The sequence below is a fragment of the Mycolicibacterium aromaticivorans JS19b1 = JCM 16368 genome (genome assembly GCF_000559085.1).
GTDB classification, from domain to species: domain Bacteria; phylum Actinomycetota; class Actinomycetes; order Mycobacteriales; family Mycobacteriaceae; genus Mycobacterium; species Mycobacterium aromaticivorans.
Window position 1 is genome coordinate 4,391,656 of record NZ_JALN02000001.1, and the last position, 18,241, is coordinate 4,409,896.

The window sequence follows — 18,241 nt, forward strand, 5'->3', positions numbered from 1 at the left end:
AGCTCTGTGTGAATTGGAATCTGGCTGAGCAAAGATCCGCGGAACTGTCAGTCGGCTCCGAAACGGGACTCCAGCGCGTCCTGCAAACGGCGCACTTCCTTGAGCTTTTCACGCAGCCGCAGCACCGGCTCGGGTGTCCGAGAGGCACCCCAGCCGGCGTCGCAGCGATTGGTCCAGCGGTGCTGGGCCACCGCGATCAGTTCCTCGAGATCGTCGATCTCGGCCTGCATCAGCTCGGCGAACCGTCCAGCTTGAGCTGCGTCATTGGGGTGAATAGGCCGCGTCATCGGGGGACGCGGAAACTGCCGCGTCAGCCGCACGGGCGGACCCGCGGTGAACGTCGACTCGACACGGGCGGCCAGTCCACCGGCGAAGCTAGAAGCGGGGTCCTCGAGAAGCATTCACAAATCGTCCTGTGAATCGCTCGACGTTTCCTGTCAGATGGGTTCGTGGCCAACGCGGGGCCACCGTCTGTTCACTTTGCCAGCCCGGTTTCCTGGGCAAACGGGGTGACGGAAAAATAGAACCTGAGAATTCCTCAGGTTCAGCCGAAGTTGGGTTATGGTGTGACGACTGGCACACGCAGGCCCCTCCGCATCCGCGGTTGGCAAACGCGTTAGGCGGGCTAAGGACAAGGGGGTCTGGCAGCTCATGAGCAGTCCAATCGAGCAGGTCGCCGCGCGTTGCACGCAGGCGTTCAATACCGGGTCACTGTTGCTGCGCGGCTCGCCGGCCGCCGCCGGCTGGGTGCTGGGATGGCTCAACGCCGAGTTCGCGCCTCAGGTCCTCACCGGTCACGCACTCGCGACCGTCTCGCCGCTGCAGCGGGTCGCCTGCGCACTGGCCGTCCAGAAAGCCGACAAGGTGCTCGATGCGGCGCTGGAGGAGACCTTCGGGAAGGACTACGCCTCCCAGGTGCGGCATCCGCTCGACCAGGAGCCGGGACACCGGCCCAACGTCGCAGCCGTCCTCGACGCCATGCACCATCGACGCCGGTACGCGGCCACCACCCGGAACATCTCCTACGGCCCCCGAGGCCGCGACAACACCCTCGACATCTGGCGCCGCCCCGATCTGCCCGAGGGATATCGCGCGCCGGTTCTCATTCAGGTCCCGGGCGGTGGGTGGTCGGTGAATGACAAACGCGGCCAGGCCTATCCGTTGATGGCGCGGATGTCCGAGCTTGGCTGGATCTGCGTCACCATCAACTACAGCCGCAGCCCGCGCAACGCCTTCCCGTCGCACATCATCGACGTCAAGCGGGCGATCGCCTGGGTCAAGGCCAACATCGCCGAGTACGGCGGAGACCCGGACTTCGTTGCGATCACCGGGGGGTCGGCCGGCGGCCACCTGAGCTCACTGGCGGCGCTGAGCGCGGGGGATGAGAGCCTGCAGCCCGGCTTCGAGAACGCCGACACGAGCGTGCAGGCCGTCGCGCCCTACTACGGCGTGTATGACCTCACCACCACCGACAAGATGCATCCGCTGATGATGCCGCTGCTCGAGCATGTCGTCGTCCAGCGTCGGTTGGAAGACAATCCCCAGGTGTACCGGGACGCGTCGCCGATGCATCGCATCCATCGTGACGCTCCACCGTTTTTCGTGCTGCACGGTGAGAGCGACGCCGTCATCCCGAGTGCACAAGCACGTGATTTCGTTGCGGCACTTCGCTATTCGGGACCGGCTACGGTGGCCTATGCCGAGCTACCCAAAGCTCACCACGCCTTCGACACGATTGCGACGCTGCGCTGCCAACTCGCGGCCGAAGCCGTTGCGAGCTTCATGGGCATCGTCTACGGCCGCCATGTCGCGGCGCGCGAAGGTTCTGAGAGAGTCGCAGTCGGCTCAGCGAGCTGAGCTTAGGCCACAGTCATCAAGTAGTCCGCGGCGCCGGCGTAGACGATCGTCGACGGATTCGGGGTGACTGCGGCGTTGACGATCTTGGTCGCGAACCCCTCGACCGTCGGCAGAGCTCCCATGGTGCCATCGCCGGAGACCACGGTGAGGTGTATCCCGGCATGGTCCAGCTCGGAACGCATTGCATAGAGCGCGGTTTCGCCGGCTCGCTTGCTGGCGGCCACTCGCCCGTATCCCTTCGCCACCGCCTTGTGCGGATAGAAGTGGGCCTGATGGCTGGTGACGAATACGATCCGCGAGCCGGCCGGCATCAGCGGCATCGCCAGCAGCGCAAGGCGGCGCTGGGCGTCGCGATTGAGTCGCATCGCGTACCCCGGATCCGCGCCGATCTCCAGACCGCCCGACGCGTTGAGGATCAATGCATCCAGCCTGCCGAAGTGCGCGGTGACGTACTGCATCATCGCCTCGACCTCGACGGCGTCGGTGATGTCGGCAGCCAGAGCAGTGGCGCTGCCGCCCGCAGCTCGAATGGCGTCGACCACGTCGTTGGCCCGCTGGGCCTTCTCGCGGTAGTGCACGATCGCGTGGGTGTCGGGTGCGGGGAGCTGACGTGCGACTTCGGCTCCGATTCCTCGGGATGCACCAGTGATCAACACGACGCGGGCGGGTGGCTGCATTGCGGGTTCCTTCCGTTGCGGCTTCACCCACCGTACACGAACTCTAAGAAAAATAAGGTAAAAATAAGATAACGCTGAGGCTACGGAAGGCGTGTCGCTAGCTCGCCGCGACGGCCTCCTGTGGCCGCAGCAGCGGCACCACCAACACGATCACGATCAGCCAGCCCAACGCTGCCACCGGGATTGCCCACCCCCGCCGCATCGCCAGCGCGTGCTGGCATTGGACGGCCTTGCCTGCGAACGTCGCCTGAACCAGGTCGGAGCTAAAACCGCTGCCGCACTTGATCTGTACGCCCCATGGATCGAAATCGGGGAGATACACCGGCCACCGCAGCGCGAACAGGCCGAACGTCAGCAGCACCACTGCGACGACGGCCGCCAGGATCTGCCGAACGGTCACGTCATGCAGACATTGGCGACCAGCAGCACCGGCCACGACACGATGGACCCCAGAAACGACACCACGAGGTCGGCGCCGCGCATCGAGTGTAGATGGTCAGTGTGGGTTGACGACCACACCAGACCCACTGCGAGATAAGGGATCCCGATCAACAGGTTGATGCCGATCAGTTCCGCGATCGTCAGTTTGTAGTTCAACACCGACCGAATTTTCGTCAGCATCATGTCCTCCCGCCCCGGGTCAGGCCAATGCTAGTGAGTACGGCCGCCCGGGAGAGTCATTTGTGAGAAACTATGTTCTCAGATTTGGGGGAGGGCTTGTGGACCAGTTGATGACCAGATTGCGCCGACTGCTCAGCTACGAGATCACCGTCGAGGCAGTGATCGAAATCGCGATGTGGCTTGCCATTCCCTATCTGGTGATCGGCCTTATCTGGGGTTTCTTCCACGCCGATGCGGTGCAGCAACTCGAGGTCCAGCTCGGCCGAGTGGTGCCGGCCGGAGCCGAGGTGGGTGCCTACGGGTTGGCCGCGCTGCTGTGGCCGGTGCTGCTCCTGCTGCCGCCGCTCTGCGTGGCCTAATCGCAACCCGGCTCGAGCGCGCCGTCGCCGCTCGCCGACACCAGCGTCCGATGGCCGTTGGATTCGGCGGTCACCGCACCAGAGGCGATTTCCATCGCCTTCTCGGTGTAGACCCGGTAGCCGTAGTCGGGTCGGTAGCCGTGGATCTCGGGTGTGTCCAGGTCGCGGATGAACGCCAAGATCTGCGGGCTGAAAAGCTGCCCGGGAACCAGCACCGGGAACCCGGGCGGATACGGCGTCACGAACGTCGCCGACACCACCTGCCGGCCCCCGCCCAGCCGCTCGTCTATCTCGCTGTCGCTGAGGTATTCACAGTTGGCGTCGTTGTAGGACAGATAGAACGCCGGCCGCACGTCCCCTTCGGGCGTCTGGTCGCCGTTGCGGAACGCGGCGTGGAACCCGCTGAAGTCCGGCAGCGGGATGGACTGACGCATCAGCCGGTGTACCCGGCGTTCGAACCGGCCGCGCTCGCCGAGGCTCATCTCCGAGACGTGCTCCTCGAGTTCGCGGGCGATCTTCACCAACACCTCGACCAGGAACGCGACCGAGCTGCGCGTGGTGCCGATGTTCGTCATGAACAGAACGGTGTTTCGCGACGTCTTGTTGATCTGCACGCCATGGCGGTCCATCAGCTGCTGACGCTTGAATTGATCGCCGTCGTAGCCGGTGTTGCCGATAGACAACGTGATTCGCGACGGGTCGAGGACGAATTCATCGGCCTCCCAGGCCGCCATCATGTTGCGCAGCCCGGATCGCAGCGGCTGGGCGATGTGCGAGGGCCGGTATTGATCCGGGATCAGGTCCGACGTGCGCAGGCACGAAAAGTATTTGTGCAACAGCGGGTGGTTGTCGATGGCGTCGCGCAGCTGCATCGCATTCTCCAGCTGACGCTGGACCAGTTCGACGCCTTCGAGGGCGACTTGCCGGCGCCCCAGATCGAGCGACGCCAGGATCTGGTAGTTCGGCGACGTGGAGGTGTGCGCCATGTAGGCCTCATGGAACGACTCGGCGACCTTCTGCTCGAAGTCCTGGTCGAAGACGTGGATCATCGAACCCTGCCGCAGCGCCGTCAGTGTCTTGTGGGTGGACTGGGTGGCATACACCCGAACCCGGGCCCGGGCGGGATCCGGATGCAGTCTGGTGGCCAGCAGCTCCTCGTCCGTCATGGTGGACGAGGCATCGAGGGTCGACTCATAGTGCGCGGTGTAGGACGGATCCTGGAGCTTCTCGCGCAGCGCCTTGGCTGATGCCATCGCGGTTCGGGTGCGGTATACCGGATGGAATCGCGCGAAGGCGAACCACGCTTCGTCCCAGAGGAATACGAGGTCGGGTTTGATGGCCAGGCATTCCTCCATGACCCGCGTGACGTCGTAGACGATCCCGTCGAATGTGCAGTTGGTCAGGGAGATCATCTTGACGCGATCGAGCTTGCCGGCCGCCCGCAACGCCAACAGCTTGGACTTGATCTCGTGCAGCGGCACCGCGCCATACATCGAATACTGCTCCAGCGGATACGCCTCGAGATAGACGACGTGCGCGCCGGCCAGCATCATCCCGTAGTGGTGGGACTGGTGGCAGTTCCGGTCGAGCAGCACGATGTCGCCGGGTGCGACGAGGGCTTGGGTGACGACCTTGTTCGCCGTCGAGGTGCCATTGGTGACGAAATAGCTGTGGCGTGAGCCGTAGGTCTCGGATGCCAGTTCCTGCGCTTCACGCAACGGCCCGGTGGGATCGAGCAGCGAATCCAGGCCGCCACACGTGGCCGATGTCTCGGCCATGAACACGTCGAGCCCGTAGAAGCCGACCATGTCTTTGATCCAGTGCGAGGTGACGATCGACTTGCCCTGCGAGATCGGCAGCGCATGGAACACGCCGGTCGGTCGGTGGCTGTACTGCTTGAGCGCACTGAAGAACGGTGTCCGATAGCGCGCGGCAACCCCGTGCAAGATCGACAGGTGCAGCTCGAGCATGCCTTCGCGGGCGTGGAACACCCGGCGGAAGTGCTGGCCGAGACGCCCGGCGATGTCCTCGACCTCGATCTCGGTCATCAGGTACAGGTCGAGTTCGGGTCGCAGTTGCGCCAGTGACGTGGCCAGGATCTCGGCCCGGTCGTCGGGCGACTGGTGGTCGGCGAGTTCGCCGGTGAGCTCGGCGTCGATGAACTCCGCCAGGGTGGACAGGTCGCGGGTGGACTGATGGGAGAACCGGCGCCGGATCACCACCGCCTGCAGATTCACGTTGAGCCGGGCGGCGATCAACGCCTCGTCGCCGCTGCCCACCACAACGAGCTCGTAGATGAATTCGTCGTCGGGCCTGCGCCAGCTGCGGACCTCCTTGCGCAGCGCACGCTCCTGGGCCTCGGTCATCTTTTCAACGACGAGCACTTCGAAGTACGGCTGTTCGCGGTGGTTCGCGGGCTGGCTCTCCAGGTGCCGCGGATCGGTCGGGAACAGGTCCGCGGCGTCGACGCCGGTGTGGTCGTGGCCCGACCGGTACGACTCGGTGGTCAGTGCCCGGTTGACATGCGTGACGAGGGCGGCGAACTTGTCATAACTGCCTGCGGCGAACAGCCGCTGCACCCGGGCGAATTGCGGCGATCCCGGGAACGCCCAGTACGGCTCCAGCGGCGTGAGGTCGGTCAGCAGATCCCGGCAGATGCCGACGTACTTCTCTTTGAGCGCACCGGTGGTGGTTGTCCGCGTGAGCCGGTCGGCGGCTTCGTCGAGTCGGCACCAGGCGTCCGCCCGCAGTTGTCCGACACTGTTGTATGCGCGCGAGATATCCGCCATGCGAGGCCCTTTCACAATTCTCGGTGACCAGCGTGGCAGAGCGGGTATGTGGCGCGCACCAACTACAAGCCAACCGTGGCCGTCGATCCGCTGACGCAGGGGTGTCCACCCTGACCCGAAGACGTCCCACAATCGAGACCCGCCACCTCCGCGCGCCGACTAGCGTGGTTAGGGGCGTCCACGGTGTCGTGAACGCCGACGGTGCGGGGTGTTGAGCAGGAGGAGGGATCGATGAGCGGGACCGTCGACGTCAACGGTCTGCCGGACGAGCTCGGCCCCCTCGACATGCTGCTGCATCGCGGCGAGGCCAATCCGCGGACCCGGTCGGGAATCATGGCGCTGGAAATTTTGGACAGCACGCCGGATTGGACCCGGTTCCGGAACGCGTTCGAGAACGCGTCGCGCAAGGTGCTCCGACTGCGCCAGCGGGTCGTCGTACCGACATTGCCGACTGCCGCACCGCGCTGGGTGGTCGACCCCGACTTCAACCTCGACTTCCACGTCCGCCGGGTGCGCGTCCCCGAGCCCGGCACTCTGCGTGAGGTGCTCGACCTCGCTGAGGTGAGCCTGCAGTCGCCGCTGGACATCTCGCGGCCGCTGTGGACGGCCACCCTGGTCGAAGGACTCGAAGGCGGCAAGGCCGCCACCCTGCTGCACCTCAGTCACGCCGTCACCGACGGCGTCGGCGCCACCGCGATGTTCGCCGAGATCTATGACCTCGAACGCGAGCCGGCGCCGAGGCCTGCTCCGCCACTTCCGGTGCCGCAGGACCTCACGCCCAACGACCTGATGCGCGAAGGGCTCAACCAGTTACCCGGCGCCATCGTCGGCGGGCTGCTTGGCGCCGTCGCCGGCGGCTTGGGCGTGGTTGGCCGCGTGGTGCGCAACCCCGGCACCGCCGTGTGGGACGTCGTCGACTACGCCCGCTCCGGACGTCGGGTGGTGGCCCGCGCCGCCGACCCGTCCCCGCTGCTGCGCCGGCGCAGCCTGTCGTCACGCAGCGAGGCGATCGAAATGCGGCTGTCCGACTTACGCGCGGCCGCTCACGCCGCGGGCGGCTCGATCAACGACGCCTACCTCGCCGGGTTGTGCGGGGCGTTACGGCGCTACCACGAAGCGCTCGGCGTACCGGTGAACAGCCTGCCGATGGCGGTGCCGGTGAGCCTGCGGGCCGAGGCCGACCCGGCCGGCGGCAACCGGTTCGCCGGGGTCAACCTTGCCGCACCGATCGGCGTGGTGGACCCGGCGGTGCGGATCCAGAAGATTCGCAAACAGATGACCTCTCGGCGCGAGGAGGCGGCCATCGATTTGATGGGCGCCATCGCGCCAGTCGTCGGGCTGCTTCCCGACGCCGTCCTCGAGGCGATGAGTGGCGCGGTCATCGCCTCGGACGTGCAGGCCAGCAACGTGCCGGTCTACGCCGGCGACACCTACATCGCCGGTGCAAAAGTGCTGCGGCAGTACGGTATCGGTCCGCTGCCCGGCGTCGCGATGATGGTGGTACTGGTCTCTCGCGGCGGGTTCGCGACGATCACCGCGCGCTACGACCGCGCCTCGATCACCGACGAGGACCTGTTCGCCCAGTGTCTGCGTGACGGTTTCGACGAGGTGCTGTCGCTGGCCGGCGATCCGCCGCCGCGCGTGGTGCCCGCATCCTTCCCCGATGACGTCAACGACTCCGCCCAACCCAGCCCGAACGGATCGGTGGCTTACTGATGAGCGATACGGAGATGCGCCTGCCCGGCTCGGTTGCCGAGGTGATGGCCAGCCCCGAGGGACCGCAGATCGGGGCCTTCTTCGATTTGGACGGCACGCTGGTGGCCGGGTTCACCGCCGTCATCCTGACTCGGGAGCGGTTCCGCAGCCGTGACATGGGTATCGGAGAACTCATCACGATGATCGCGGCGGGCCTGAACCATCAGCTCGGCCGACTCGAATTCGAAGAGCTGATCACCAAGGCGTCGCAGGCCCTCCGGGGACGCGCATTGAGCGATCTGCACGAGATCGGCGACCGGATGTTCGTGCAGCAGATCGAGAAGCGGATCTATCCCGAGATGCGCGAACTGGTGCACGCGCACATGGAACGCGGTCACACCGTCGTGCTCAGTTCCTCGGCGCTGACCCTTCAGGTCGAACCCGTGGCCCGCTTCCTCGGCATCGAGAGCACGCTGACCAACCGATTCGAGGTCGACGAGAACGACGTGCTGACCGGCGAGGTGGTGCGGCCCATCCTGTGGGGCCCCGGCAAGGCCAACGCTGTCCAGAAGTTCGCCGCCGACAACGACATTGACCTCAAACAGTCGTACTTCTACGCCGACGGCGACGAGGACGTCGCGCTGATGTATCTGGTCGGCAACCCGCGGCCGACCAACCCCGAAGGCAAGATGGCTGCGGTGGCCCGCCGGCGCGGCTGGCCGATCCTGCGGTTCTCCAGCCGCGGCAGCGGCGGCCTGATGGGCCAGGTGCGCACGCTGCTCGGCGTTGGCGCGCTGGTGCCCGCCGCGACCGGCGCCATCTGGTGGGGGACGCTGACCCGCAGCCGGCGGCGTGGCCTGAACTTCTTCACCACCGCGTTCCCGAACCTGCTGTTGGCCGTCAACGGGGTGAAGCTCCACGTCCTCGGCGAAGAGAACCTGCGCAAGCAGCGGCCTGCGGTGTTCATCTTCAACCACCGCAACAACGCCGATCCCGTCATCACGGCGTCGCTGTTGCGGGACAACTGGACCGGCGTCGGCAAGAAGGAACTGAAGGACGACCCCGTCGTCGGCACGCTGGGCAAGCTGGTCGACACCGTCTTCATCGACCGGGACGACCCCAAAGCCGCCCTCGAAACCATGCACGAGGTCGAGAATCTGGTTGCGAAGGGTCTGTCGATCATGATCGCGCCCGAAGGCACCCGGTTGGACACCCGGACCGTCGGCCAGTTCAAGAAGGGGCCCTTCCGGCTGGCCATGGCCGCAGGAGTTCCGGTCGTTCCGATCGTGATCCGCAACGCCCAGGTGATCGCCTCACGGGATTCCTCGACCATGAATCCGGGCGAAGTGGATATTGTTGTGTATCCACCGCTTTCGGTCGCGGACTGGACGTTGGACGACCTGTCGGAGCGGATCGAAGGCGTTCGTCAGCTGTATCTGGACACGCTGAAGAACTGGCCGACCGACGAGGTGCCGATGCACGACATCTACCAGAAGGCGCCGGCGAAAAAGGCTGCCAAGAAAGCGCCCGCCAAGAAGGCGGCAGCGAAGAAGGCGCCGGCCAAGAAAGCCGCCACCAAGTCGCAGTCGCCGAGCGCCAAGGGCCGTCGATGACCCACACCGACCACTTGGCCGACTTCAGCACCACCGACGACGCGCTGGTGCTGGCATCGGTGTCGTCGAAGGCCGAGTTCGAGCTACTCAACGACTGGCTGCACGCGCAACGGCGGGCACACCCCGACACCAAGGTCGAGGTGCTGCGCCTGCCTGCCGGCGATCCGCCGCCCGGCGTGGTGGCCCAACTCGTCGAAGAACTGGGTGTCGGGGAGGACCGGCTGGTCGTCCCGGTGCGGGTATTCTGGGTGCCCGGTGGGCTGCCAACCCGGGTCAAGGTCGTCGGCCTGATCTCCGGACGGGACACCTACCGGCCGCCAGAAGTGCTGCAGCGCAGAATTCTTCGCCGCGATCCGTCCCGCGCACGCATCGTCGCCGGCGAACCGGCGAAGGTCTCCGAGCTGCGCCAGCAATGGCACGAGAACACCGTCGGCGACAGCCCCCGGGACTTCGCCCGCTTTGTGTTGCGCCGCGCCAGGCTCGCGATCGAGCGGATGGAGTTACGGCTCCTGGGCCCGGAATACAAGTCGCCGCAGTTGATCACTGACGAACTGATGTCCTCCACGCGATTCATGGAGGGCCTGGAGAAGATCCCCGATGCCGACCCCGCCAAAGCCGAGGAGATGCTCAACGAGCTCGCCACGGGCTGGAGCAGGTTCTCGGTCGACCTGATCCCCAACCTGGGGCGAGCGATCTTCAGCCGGGGCTTCGATCCCCGAATCGACTACGACAGCATGGAAATCGAGTCGATGCGGCGCGGCCTCGAAGACCATCCGGCGGTCTTGCTGTGGTCGCACCGGTCCTACCTCGACGGCGTCATCGTCCCGGTTGCGATGCAGGAGAACCGGCTTCCGCCGGCGCACACCTTCGCCGGGATCAACCTCTCGTTCGGGTTCATGGGTCCGCTGATGCGCCGCTCCGGCGTGATCTTCCTGCGCCGCAAGCTTGACGACCCGGTGTACAAGTACGTGTTGCGGCAGTTCGTCGGCTACATCGTCGAGAAGCGATTCAACCTCAGCTGGTCGATCGAGGGCACCCGGTCACGCACCGGAAAGATGTTGCCGCCCAAGCTCGGACTGCTCGCCTACGTCGCCGATGCGTATCTGGACGGCCGCAGTGAAGACATTCTGCTGCAACCGGTGTCGATCAGCTTCGACCAGTTGCACGAGACCACCGAATACGCGGCCTACGCCCGGGGTGGCGAGAAGACGCCGGAGAGCGCCGAATGGCTGTACAAGTTCATCAAGGCTCAGGGCGAACGCAACTACGGCAAGATCTACGTCCGCTTCCCCGAAGCGGTTTCGATGCGCCAATACCTCGGGGAACCGGGCGGCTCGATCGCCTCGGATGAGGCCGCTAAACGGCTGGCCATGCAGAAGATGGCCTTCGAGGTGGCCTGGCGGATTCTGCGGGTGACACCGATCAACGCCAGCGGCCTCGTGTCGGCGCTGCTGCTCACCACCCGCGGCCGTGCGTTGACGCTCAACCAGCTGCACCACACCTTGCAGGACTCGCTGGATTACCTTCAGCGCAAACAGAACCCGGTCACCAACAGCGCGCTGCGGCTACGAACGCCGGACGGGGTGCGGGCCGCGGTCGACGCGTTGTCCAACGGTCATCCGGTGACCCGGGTCGACGGCGGTCACGAGCCGGTGTGGCGCATCGCGCCGGAGCACGAGCACGAGGCGGCCTTCTACCGGAACACCCTGATCCACGCATTCCTGGAGACGTCGATCGCCGAACTGGCGCTGGCTCATGCCGGCCGCGCACCCGACGGAGACCGGGTGGAGGTGTTCTGGGATCAGGCGATGCGCCTGCGCGACTTGCTGAAGTTCGACTTCTACTTCGCCGACTCCGCGGCCTTCCGCGAGCACCTCGCCGAAGAGATGTCGTGGCAACGCGATTGGGAGGTCCAGGTCGCCGCGGGCGGCGACGCGGTGGACAACCTGCTGCGCGACAAGAAGCCGCTGATGGCGCACGCCATGCTGCGGCCGTTCATCGAGGCCTACACGATCGTCGCCGACGTGCTGTGTGACGCACCGAGCGACGTCGAAGAGAAGGAGCTCACCAAGATGGCCCTGGGCGTGGGCGCCCAGTACGCCGCCCAGGGCCGAATCCGCAGCAACGAGTCGGTGTCGGCGCTGCTGTTCACGACAGCGCGGCAGGTTGCCGCAGACCAGAATCTGCTGCAGGCCGGGCCGGATCTGCGGGAGCGGCGAGCGGCGTTCCTGCACGAACTGCGCAGCATCCTGACCGACATGGACCGCATCCACGAGTTCTCCAGTGCCCAGTTCTATGCCCGTGAGCTCAGGCAGCGCGAGTAGCCATACGCTGAAACGATGACCGCACCTGCCGCCAGCCGCCCCGCGGTCTGGCCGGTGCTGTCGATGGTGGCGCTGCTGGCCGGCATCACCGCCGCGGGCATCGGCGCGCTGTCTCTCGCTGATGCGTTGACGGCGACCGGACTGCCCGATCCCGGGCCCGTCACCACGCTGGGCCTGCCCTTCGTACAGGCCGCCGGCGAGATCGCGGCGGTGCTTGCGGTGGGCTCGTTCCTGTTCGCGACGTTCTTCGTCCCGCCGCAGGGCAGCGGAGTGCTCGACGTCGCCGGCTACCGCGCGTTGCGGATCGGGGTCGCCGCATCCGGGGCGTGGGCGGTCTGCGCGGCGCTGCTCGTCCCGCTGACCGTCTCCGACGTGTCGGGCCAGCCGCTGCGCGAGCACCTCAACCCGGTGCAGCTGTGGTCGGTGGCCGGCCTGGTCGACACTGCCGGCGCCTGGCGCTGGACGGCGTTCCTGGCCTTGGCGGTCGCCATCGCAGGCAGGGCGGTGTTGCGCTGGTCGTGGACGCCGCTGCTGCTGGCCGGTTCGCTGATCACGCTGGTGCCGCTCGGCTTGACCGGGCACTCCTCGGCCGGTGGATCTCACGACGTCGGCACCAACAGCCTGATGATCCACCTGCTCGCGGGCGCCCTGTGGGCCGGCGGGCTGCTGGCCCTGCTGGTGCATGCATTGCGTGACGGCGAGCATGCCGACCTGGCGGCGCGGCGATTCTCCGCGGTCGCTCTCTGGTGCTTCGTGGCGATGGGGCTCTCCGGGGTGATCAACGCGTTCGTCCGGATTCGGCTCGGCGATCTGTTCGCCTCGGACTATGGCCGGCTCGTGGTGGCCAAGATCGTCGCGCTGTGCGTGCTGGGTGCGATCGGGTGGCGGCAACGCCGCGGACCGGTGGCCGCGCTGCAGGCCGACCCGCAGGCCCGCGGTGTGCTGGTGCGGCTGGCGTCGGTGGAGGCCCTGATCTTCGGCCTCACGTTCGGCATCGCGGTGGGTCTGGGGCGCACCCCGCCGCCGCCCCCGCTGGTGGCCAACCCGTCACCAGCCGAAGTCGGGATCGGTTACGACCTGGCCGGGCCGCCCACCGTCGCGCGGATTCTGCTGGACTGGCGCTTCGACCTGGTCTTCGGCACGGCGGCACTCGTGTTCGCCGCGGTGTATCTGGCCGGCGTGATCCGGTTACGCCGCCGCGGTGACTCGTGGCCACCGGGCCGGATGTTCGCGTGGTTGCTGGGCTGCGCGGCGCTGCTGTTCACCACGTCCTCGGGTGTGGGCCGCTACATGCCGGCCATGTTCAGCGTGCACATGACGGCGCACATGCTGCTGTCGATGTTGATTCCGGTCCTGCTGGTGCTCGGCGCACCGGTGACGCTGGCGCTGCGGGCGCTGCCCGCCGCGGGTAAGGGCAACCCGCCCGGCCCACGCGAGTGGCTGCTCGACGGTCTGCACAGCAAGTGGTCGCGATTCTTCACTCACCCGGTGGTGGCCACGATCGTGTTCGTCGCCGGGTTTTACGGCCTCTACTTCGGCGGCATCTTCGACGCTGCGGCCGGCCTGCACGGTGCGCACGTCTTGATGAACCTGCACTTTTTGATCAGCGGCTACCTCTTCTACTGGGTGGTCATCGGCGTCGACCCCACGCCGCGTCCGTTGCCGGCGGTGGCCAAGATCGCGATGGTGTTCGCCTCGCTGCCACTGCACGCTTTCTTCGGCGTGGTGATGATGGGCATGGATCAGGTGCTGGGGGAGAGCTTCTACCGTTCGCTGAAGCTGAGCTGGCATACCAACCTGCTCGCCGATCAGCATCTCGGTGGCGGAATCGCTTGGGCGGCAGGCGAAATTCCGCTCGTGGTGGTGATGATCGCGTTGCTCATCCAGTGGAGCCGAAGTGATCGGCGCACCGCCAAGCGGCTCGACCGCGCCGCCGAGCGCGACGACGACGCCGACCTGACCGCCTACAACGCGATGCTGGCGAAGCTGGCGCAGCGCGAGAACAACTCCTGACCGGCTTGTCTAAACCGGATTTCCGTAGCGCCGCGGTTCGGTAGACGGCGTCGAGTCTGGTTGTGGTTCTGGGGTCGTCACAGAAAGCGACGGTTGCAGGGACGACTCCGGAAGATCGCCGATACGTTTAGGAAGATTCTCGAGGGGCCAGCCTGACCAACGGACGGCGTCAGGATCGTCGCCAGGCTGGAGCGAGGAGTTGCCTGGCCATCCTTCTTCGAGATCGAGTAGGTAGTAATACAACGCGGGATCGTCATTCTCGTTCCACGGCCCGGGGTCAACAAGCGACCGTGTGGTGTCCCGGACCAGACCCCATGTGATGTTCGACGGAGGAGCTGTGTAGACCAGGTACATCATGGGCCCCTCAGTCCACGCGTGCGAGACTCGGAAGACATAGTGACCGGGGCGGGCTCGCGGCGCGTTCTTTGCATTCTCAATTGCAATGTGCCGCAACAGATCATGCAGGACCTTCGCGGCAAATGTGCCCGTGCCGGCGAGGGAATCAGTTGATGGGCACATTGTTATTCACCCACGGCGGTGTCCAAGTCCAGTTGGGTCCGAGTTCCACTACGCCACTCCCTCCAGCAATGGGATACATCGTGATGAGCCCCTTCTGCCCGCCACCGGGCACAGTAGGGCTCCCGTTCACATTGGCCACGATCCTCATCGTCAGGCTTTCGCCAGTGTCATTGCAACTGGGTAATCCGAGTGGCCCGGACGTGCAGTGGGTCCGATTGATCGGCACCTCGTAAACGAGTGTGCCATTCGTGTTGTTGATTGGCCGACTGTGAGAGATGAGGTCTTTGAACACGTTCGGATTGATCACACCATGCCGCCAGTAGGCCTTATCGAAGCCGAAACCTTGTTGTGTTTGTGCATCGTAATAGCCGCGACGCATGACGACGTGATTGCCGTCGAGGTCGGTCGCCTCGGCAACTACGTCGTTGATTGGATAAGGGGAGGACGGCGGCGGGGCCTCCTTGAAGTCCACCGCGTGAACCCCCCGTTCTCCGGAGGCTCGATGAACCGGTGACTCGTCAACCCCGCTGTGGTGCTTGTGATCTTCGATGCAAGCTCTTTGTCGGTGGCACTTAGGGCGAAGGCGCGACCGGCGATGGCGGCAGCATGTGCTCGGGCAGCCGCGATGCGCATACCGCCTGGACGGCTGCGATCTGTCACCGCCAGATCCTCTGCCACGGTGAATCCCGCCTCGCGCGCGTCAGCGATTGCGTTGATTGCGTCGCGTTTTAGGGAATTGAGTTGATCAGCGCCGCGGCGGGCGATATCGGCGGCTTCCTGCAGGCTATCGGCGATACCTCCGATCTGAACTAGGTCGGAAAACGCTCGATGCTGGGCGGCTTCGGCGGCCTCACGATGCCACGCCGGTCCCGCCGGGGAAGAGGCTGGCTTGCCGCACTTGAGTAAACGAATCTTCCCAAAGCTCGGCGGTGCGCGTCCAATCAGCGGCGGCTTTCTGCAGGTGCTCGGTATCCCAACTCAAAATCTGCGACAAGCTGGGCACGCCGGTGGCGTCGATGGCGGGCATCTAGGCCTGCATCGGGTTGCCCAGTGCGCCGATACGCAGAGCGGAGTCAGCTTCCGTCGTCGCGAATTGTGTTGCAGACGTCGTTAGTCGGATGCCGGTCTCCTGGACGCGATGCGCCAAGACTGCTGCTGTGACTTGCACCGCTGCGTACGTGGTGGTGACTGCTGCTGAAGTTGCCTGCGTTGGCGGCGCTTGGCTTGCGACGGGGACGTGGTTGGCTAACCGAGCTGAGGATTTGCGCACTGCGCTGCGAGGGTTCGCAGGCCTTCGTCGCAAACCTCGAGATGCTCCATCTGGCGAAGTCTAGAACTGGTGCCCGGCCCCGACCAGTCACCCGTCGCTCATCCCCAGTCCGGCTTTCATCCACAGCCAGGCCCCAGCGGGGCTCGCGGGGGAATGCGGCTGTCGGGGTCCGGCGGCTCACTGGAGGCGCAACCACGCGAATCGAAAGGACCCAAGCCATGTTCGAAACCCATCTCACCGTCGTCGGCCGCATCGTCACCGATCTCCGCCGCCGTGTCGTCGGCGACCAAGAACTGATCAGCTTCCGGGTGGCCAGTAACTCCCGGCGCCGTGCGGGCGACGGCACCTGGGAACCCGGCAACTCGTTGTTCATCACCGTCAACTGCTGGGGCAAGCTGGTCACCGGCGTCGGCGCCGGCCTGTACAAAGGCGCCCCGGTGATCGTCGTCGGCGACGTGTTCACCAGCGAGTACGACGACAAGGAAGGCGTCCGGCGGTCTTCCCTGGAGATGCGCGCCACGGCGGTCGGCCCCGACCTGTCGAGGGCGATCATCCGCTTCGAGCAGCCCCCGACCAAGCCGGCCGAGCCGGTCGACGCCGAACCGCTCGCCGAGGACCAGCCCGACGCCGCCGGGGGTGTCGAGGAGACGGCTGATCTGGCCTTTTCGGCGTAGCGGAGGCGCTGGCCGCGCTGGCGTCGTCCAGCGCGGCCGCGAGGCCGACGCGTGGCGCGCCTAGGATGGTCGGCGAGCATTTCACGACGAAGACGGAAGGCACCCCCGCGGCAATGGCCGAATACATCTACACGATGCGCAAGGTCCGCAAGGCACACGGCGACAAGGTCATCCTCGATGACGTCACGCTCGCCTTCCTGCCGGGAGCCAAGATCGGCGTCGTCGGCCCCAACGGTGCGGGTAAGTCCAGCGTCCTGCGGATCATGGCCGGCCTGGATCAGGCCAACAACGGCGACGCCCTGCTGGCCCCGGGCGCCACGGTCGGCATCCTCATGCAGGAGCCGCAGCTAGACGAGACCAAGACCGTCCGGGAGAACGTCGAAGAGGGTGTGGCCATCAAGGCCAAGCTCAACCGGTACAACGAGGTGGCCGAGCTGATGGCCACCGACTACACCGATGAGCTCATGGACGAGATGGGCAAGCTCCAGGAGGAACTGGACGCCGCCGACGCCTGGGACATCGACTCGCAGTTGGAGCAGGCGATGGACGCCCTGCGCTGCCCGCCGCCCGATGATCCGGTGACGCATCTGTCCGGTGGCGAGAAGCGCCGTGTGGCGCTCTGCAAGCTGCTGCTGTCCAAGCCGGACCTGCTGCTGCTCGACGAGCCGACCAACCACCTCGACGCCGAGAGCGTGCTGTGGCTCGAACAGCACCTCGCCGCGTACCCGGGCGCCATCCTGGCCGTCACCCACGACCGGTACTTCCTGGACAACGTTGCCGAATGGATCCTGGAACTCGACCGCGGCCGCGCCTATCCATACGAGGGCAACTACTCGACCTATCTGGAGAAGAAGGCCGAGCGCCTCGAGGTGCAGGGCAAGAAGGACCAGAAACTGCAGAAGCGCCTCAAGGAGGAACTGGCCTGGGTGCGCTCCGGTGCCAAGGCCCGGCAGGCCAAGAACAAGGCGCGTCTAGGCCGGTACGAGGAGATGGTGGCCGAGGCTGAGAAGACCCGGAAGCTCGACTTCGAGGAAATCCAGATCCCGGCTCCGCCGCGGCTGGGCAGCGTGGTGGTCGAGGTCGACCACCTCGACAAGGGGTTCGAGGGTCGCACGCTGATCAAGGACCTCTCGTTCACGTTGCCCCGCAACGGCATCGTCGGCGTCATCGGTCCCAACGGTGTCGGTAAGACCACCCTGTTCAAGACCATCGTCGGACTGGAACAGCCCGACAGCGGAACCGTGCGGGTGGGCGACACCGTCAAGCTGAGCTATGTCGACCAGAGCCGAGCCGGTATCGACCCGAAAAAGACCGTGTGGCAGGTGGTTTCGGACGGCCTCGACTACATCGAGGTCGGCCAGAACGAGATTCCGTCGCGGGCGTACGTGTCGGCGTTCGGGTTCAAGGGCCCCGATCAGCAGAAGCCGGCCGGCGTGCTCTCCGGTGGTGAACGCAACCGGCTCAACCTGGCGCTGACCCTCAAAGAGGGCGGCAACCTGATCCTGCTCGACGAGCCGACCAACGACCTCGACGTGGAAACGCTGTCCTCGCTGGAGAACGCGCTGGAGAACTTTCCGGGCTGCGCTGTGGTGATCAGCCACGACCGCTGGTTCCTGGACCGCACCTGCACGCACATCCTGGCGTGGGAGGGCGACGACGACAACGAGGCCAAGTGGTTCTGGTTCGAAGGTAACTTCGGTGCCTACGAGGAGAACAAGATCGAGCGAATGGGAGCCGACGCGGCCCGTCCGCACAGGGTCACCCACCGCAGGCTCACACGCGACTAATGTTGGCGGCTGCGGACCAGCGTCGGTTCGCACGCCGATCAGG

General features: G+C 65.8%; 15 protein-coding genes. 8 read left to right on the top strand and 7 right to left on the bottom strand.

Annotated features, from left to right (window positions below):
- Positions 1-47: 47 nt before the first annotated feature.
- Entirely contained in the window at positions 48-401 is a 354-nt protein-coding gene (locus tag Y900_RS20980) for a hypothetical protein (RefSeq protein ID WP_036344293.1), read from the bottom strand.
- Between the two features lie 250 nt (positions 402-651).
- Here Y900_RS20980 and Y900_RS20985 point away from each other — a divergent pair, with 250 nt between their 5' ends.
- Positions 652-1,857, top strand: coding sequence for an alpha/beta hydrolase (locus Y900_RS20985; protein WP_036344294.1), 1,206 nt, complete (start codon positions 652-654; stop codon positions 1,855-1,857).
- A gap of 2 nt (positions 1,858-1,859) precedes the next feature.
- On the opposite strand, the gene Y900_RS20990 is transcribed toward Y900_RS20985, so the two are convergent.
- The 3 genes from Y900_RS20990 to Y900_RS21000 form a co-directional block, all read right to left on the bottom strand.
- Entirely contained in the window at positions 1,860-2,534 is a 675-nt protein-coding gene (locus tag Y900_RS20990; protein ID WP_036344295.1) for an SDR family oxidoreductase, read from the bottom strand.
- A 97-nt stretch (positions 2,535-2,631) separates the two neighbouring features.
- Positions 2,632-2,934: a hypothetical protein gene (locus Y900_RS20995; RefSeq protein WP_036344296.1), complete on the bottom strand. Its 303-nt coding sequence runs from the start codon at positions 2,932-2,934 to the stop codon at positions 2,632-2,634.
- A complete protein-coding gene (locus tag Y900_RS21000; protein WP_036347430.1) occupies positions 2,931-3,155 on the bottom strand; it encodes a hypothetical protein in 225 nt (74 codons plus the stop codon). Before Y900_RS21000 ends, Y900_RS20995 begins: the two co-directional genes overlap by 4 nt.
- 110 nt (positions 3,156-3,265) lie before the next feature.
- Between Y900_RS21000 and Y900_RS21005 the strand changes: the two genes are divergently transcribed.
- Positions 3,266-3,514 carry a hypothetical protein gene (locus Y900_RS21005; RefSeq protein WP_036347432.1) on the top strand — a complete coding sequence of 83 codons (249 nt, stop codon included), beginning with the start codon at positions 3,266-3,268 and terminating at the stop codon, positions 3,512-3,514.
- Here Y900_RS21005 and Y900_RS21010 read toward each other — a convergent pair.
- Positions 3,511-6,303: an aminotransferase class I/II-fold pyridoxal phosphate-dependent enzyme gene (locus Y900_RS21010; RefSeq protein WP_051660183.1), complete on the bottom strand. Its 2,793-nt coding sequence runs from the start codon at positions 6,301-6,303 to the stop codon at positions 3,511-3,513. The genes Y900_RS21005 and Y900_RS21010 overlap by 4 nt on opposite strands.
- 231 nt (positions 6,304-6,534) lie before the next feature.
- Between Y900_RS21010 and Y900_RS21015 the strand changes: the two genes are divergently transcribed.
- Genes Y900_RS21015 through Y900_RS21030 form a run of 4 tightly spaced genes read left to right on the top strand, consistent with a single transcriptional unit; the run spans position 6,535 to position 13,948 of the window.
- On the top strand, positions 6,535-8,019 hold the full coding sequence (locus Y900_RS21015) for a wax ester/triacylglycerol synthase family O-acyltransferase (RefSeq protein ID WP_036344297.1): 1,485 nt from the start codon (positions 6,535-6,537) through the stop codon (positions 8,017-8,019).
- Positions 8,019-9,611, top strand: coding sequence for an HAD-IB family hydrolase/lysophospholipid acyltransferase family protein (locus tag Y900_RS21020; protein WP_051660184.1), 1,593 nt, complete (start codon positions 8,019-8,021; stop codon positions 9,609-9,611). Before Y900_RS21015 ends, Y900_RS21020 begins: the two co-directional genes overlap by 1 nt.
- The gene (locus Y900_RS21025; RefSeq protein WP_036344298.1) at positions 9,608-11,935 is read left to right on the top strand and encodes a glycerol-3-phosphate 1-O-acyltransferase; all 2,328 of its coding nucleotides are present in this window, start codon (positions 9,608-9,610) and stop codon (positions 11,933-11,935) included. The genes Y900_RS21020 and Y900_RS21025 overlap by 4 nt, the downstream gene beginning before the upstream one ends.
- Positions 11,936-11,950: 15 nt before the next feature.
- Positions 11,951-13,948, top strand: coding sequence for a bifunctional copper resistance protein CopD/cytochrome c oxidase assembly protein (locus tag Y900_RS21030; RefSeq protein ID WP_036344299.1), 1,998 nt, complete (start codon positions 11,951-11,953; stop codon positions 13,946-13,948).
- 502 nt (positions 13,949-14,450) lie between these two features.
- Here Y900_RS21030 and Y900_RS33125 read toward each other — a convergent pair.
- A complete protein-coding gene (locus tag Y900_RS33125; RefSeq protein ID WP_237752617.1) occupies positions 14,451-14,939 on the bottom strand; it encodes a hypothetical protein in 489 nt (162 codons plus the stop codon).
- Positions 14,940-15,317: 378 nt separating this feature from the next.
- Positions 15,318-15,494, bottom strand: coding sequence for a hypothetical protein (locus Y900_RS33130; protein ID WP_237752618.1), 177 nt, complete (start codon positions 15,492-15,494; stop codon positions 15,318-15,320).
- Between the two features lie 461 nt (positions 15,495-15,955).
- Between Y900_RS33130 and Y900_RS21040 the strand changes: the two genes are divergently transcribed.
- Together Y900_RS21040 and ettA are read left to right on the top strand one after the other, a co-directional pair.
- Complete coding sequence (locus Y900_RS21040) at positions 15,956-16,411, top strand: single-stranded DNA-binding protein (RefSeq protein ID WP_036344300.1); 456 nt, start codon at positions 15,956-15,958, stop codon at positions 16,409-16,411.
- 113 nt (positions 16,412-16,524) lie between these two features.
- Positions 16,525-18,198: an energy-dependent translational throttle protein EttA gene (ettA, locus tag Y900_RS21045; protein ID WP_036347439.1), complete on the top strand. Its 1,674-nt coding sequence runs from the start codon at positions 16,525-16,527 to the stop codon at positions 18,196-18,198.
- Positions 18,199-18,241: the final 43 nt, after the last annotated feature.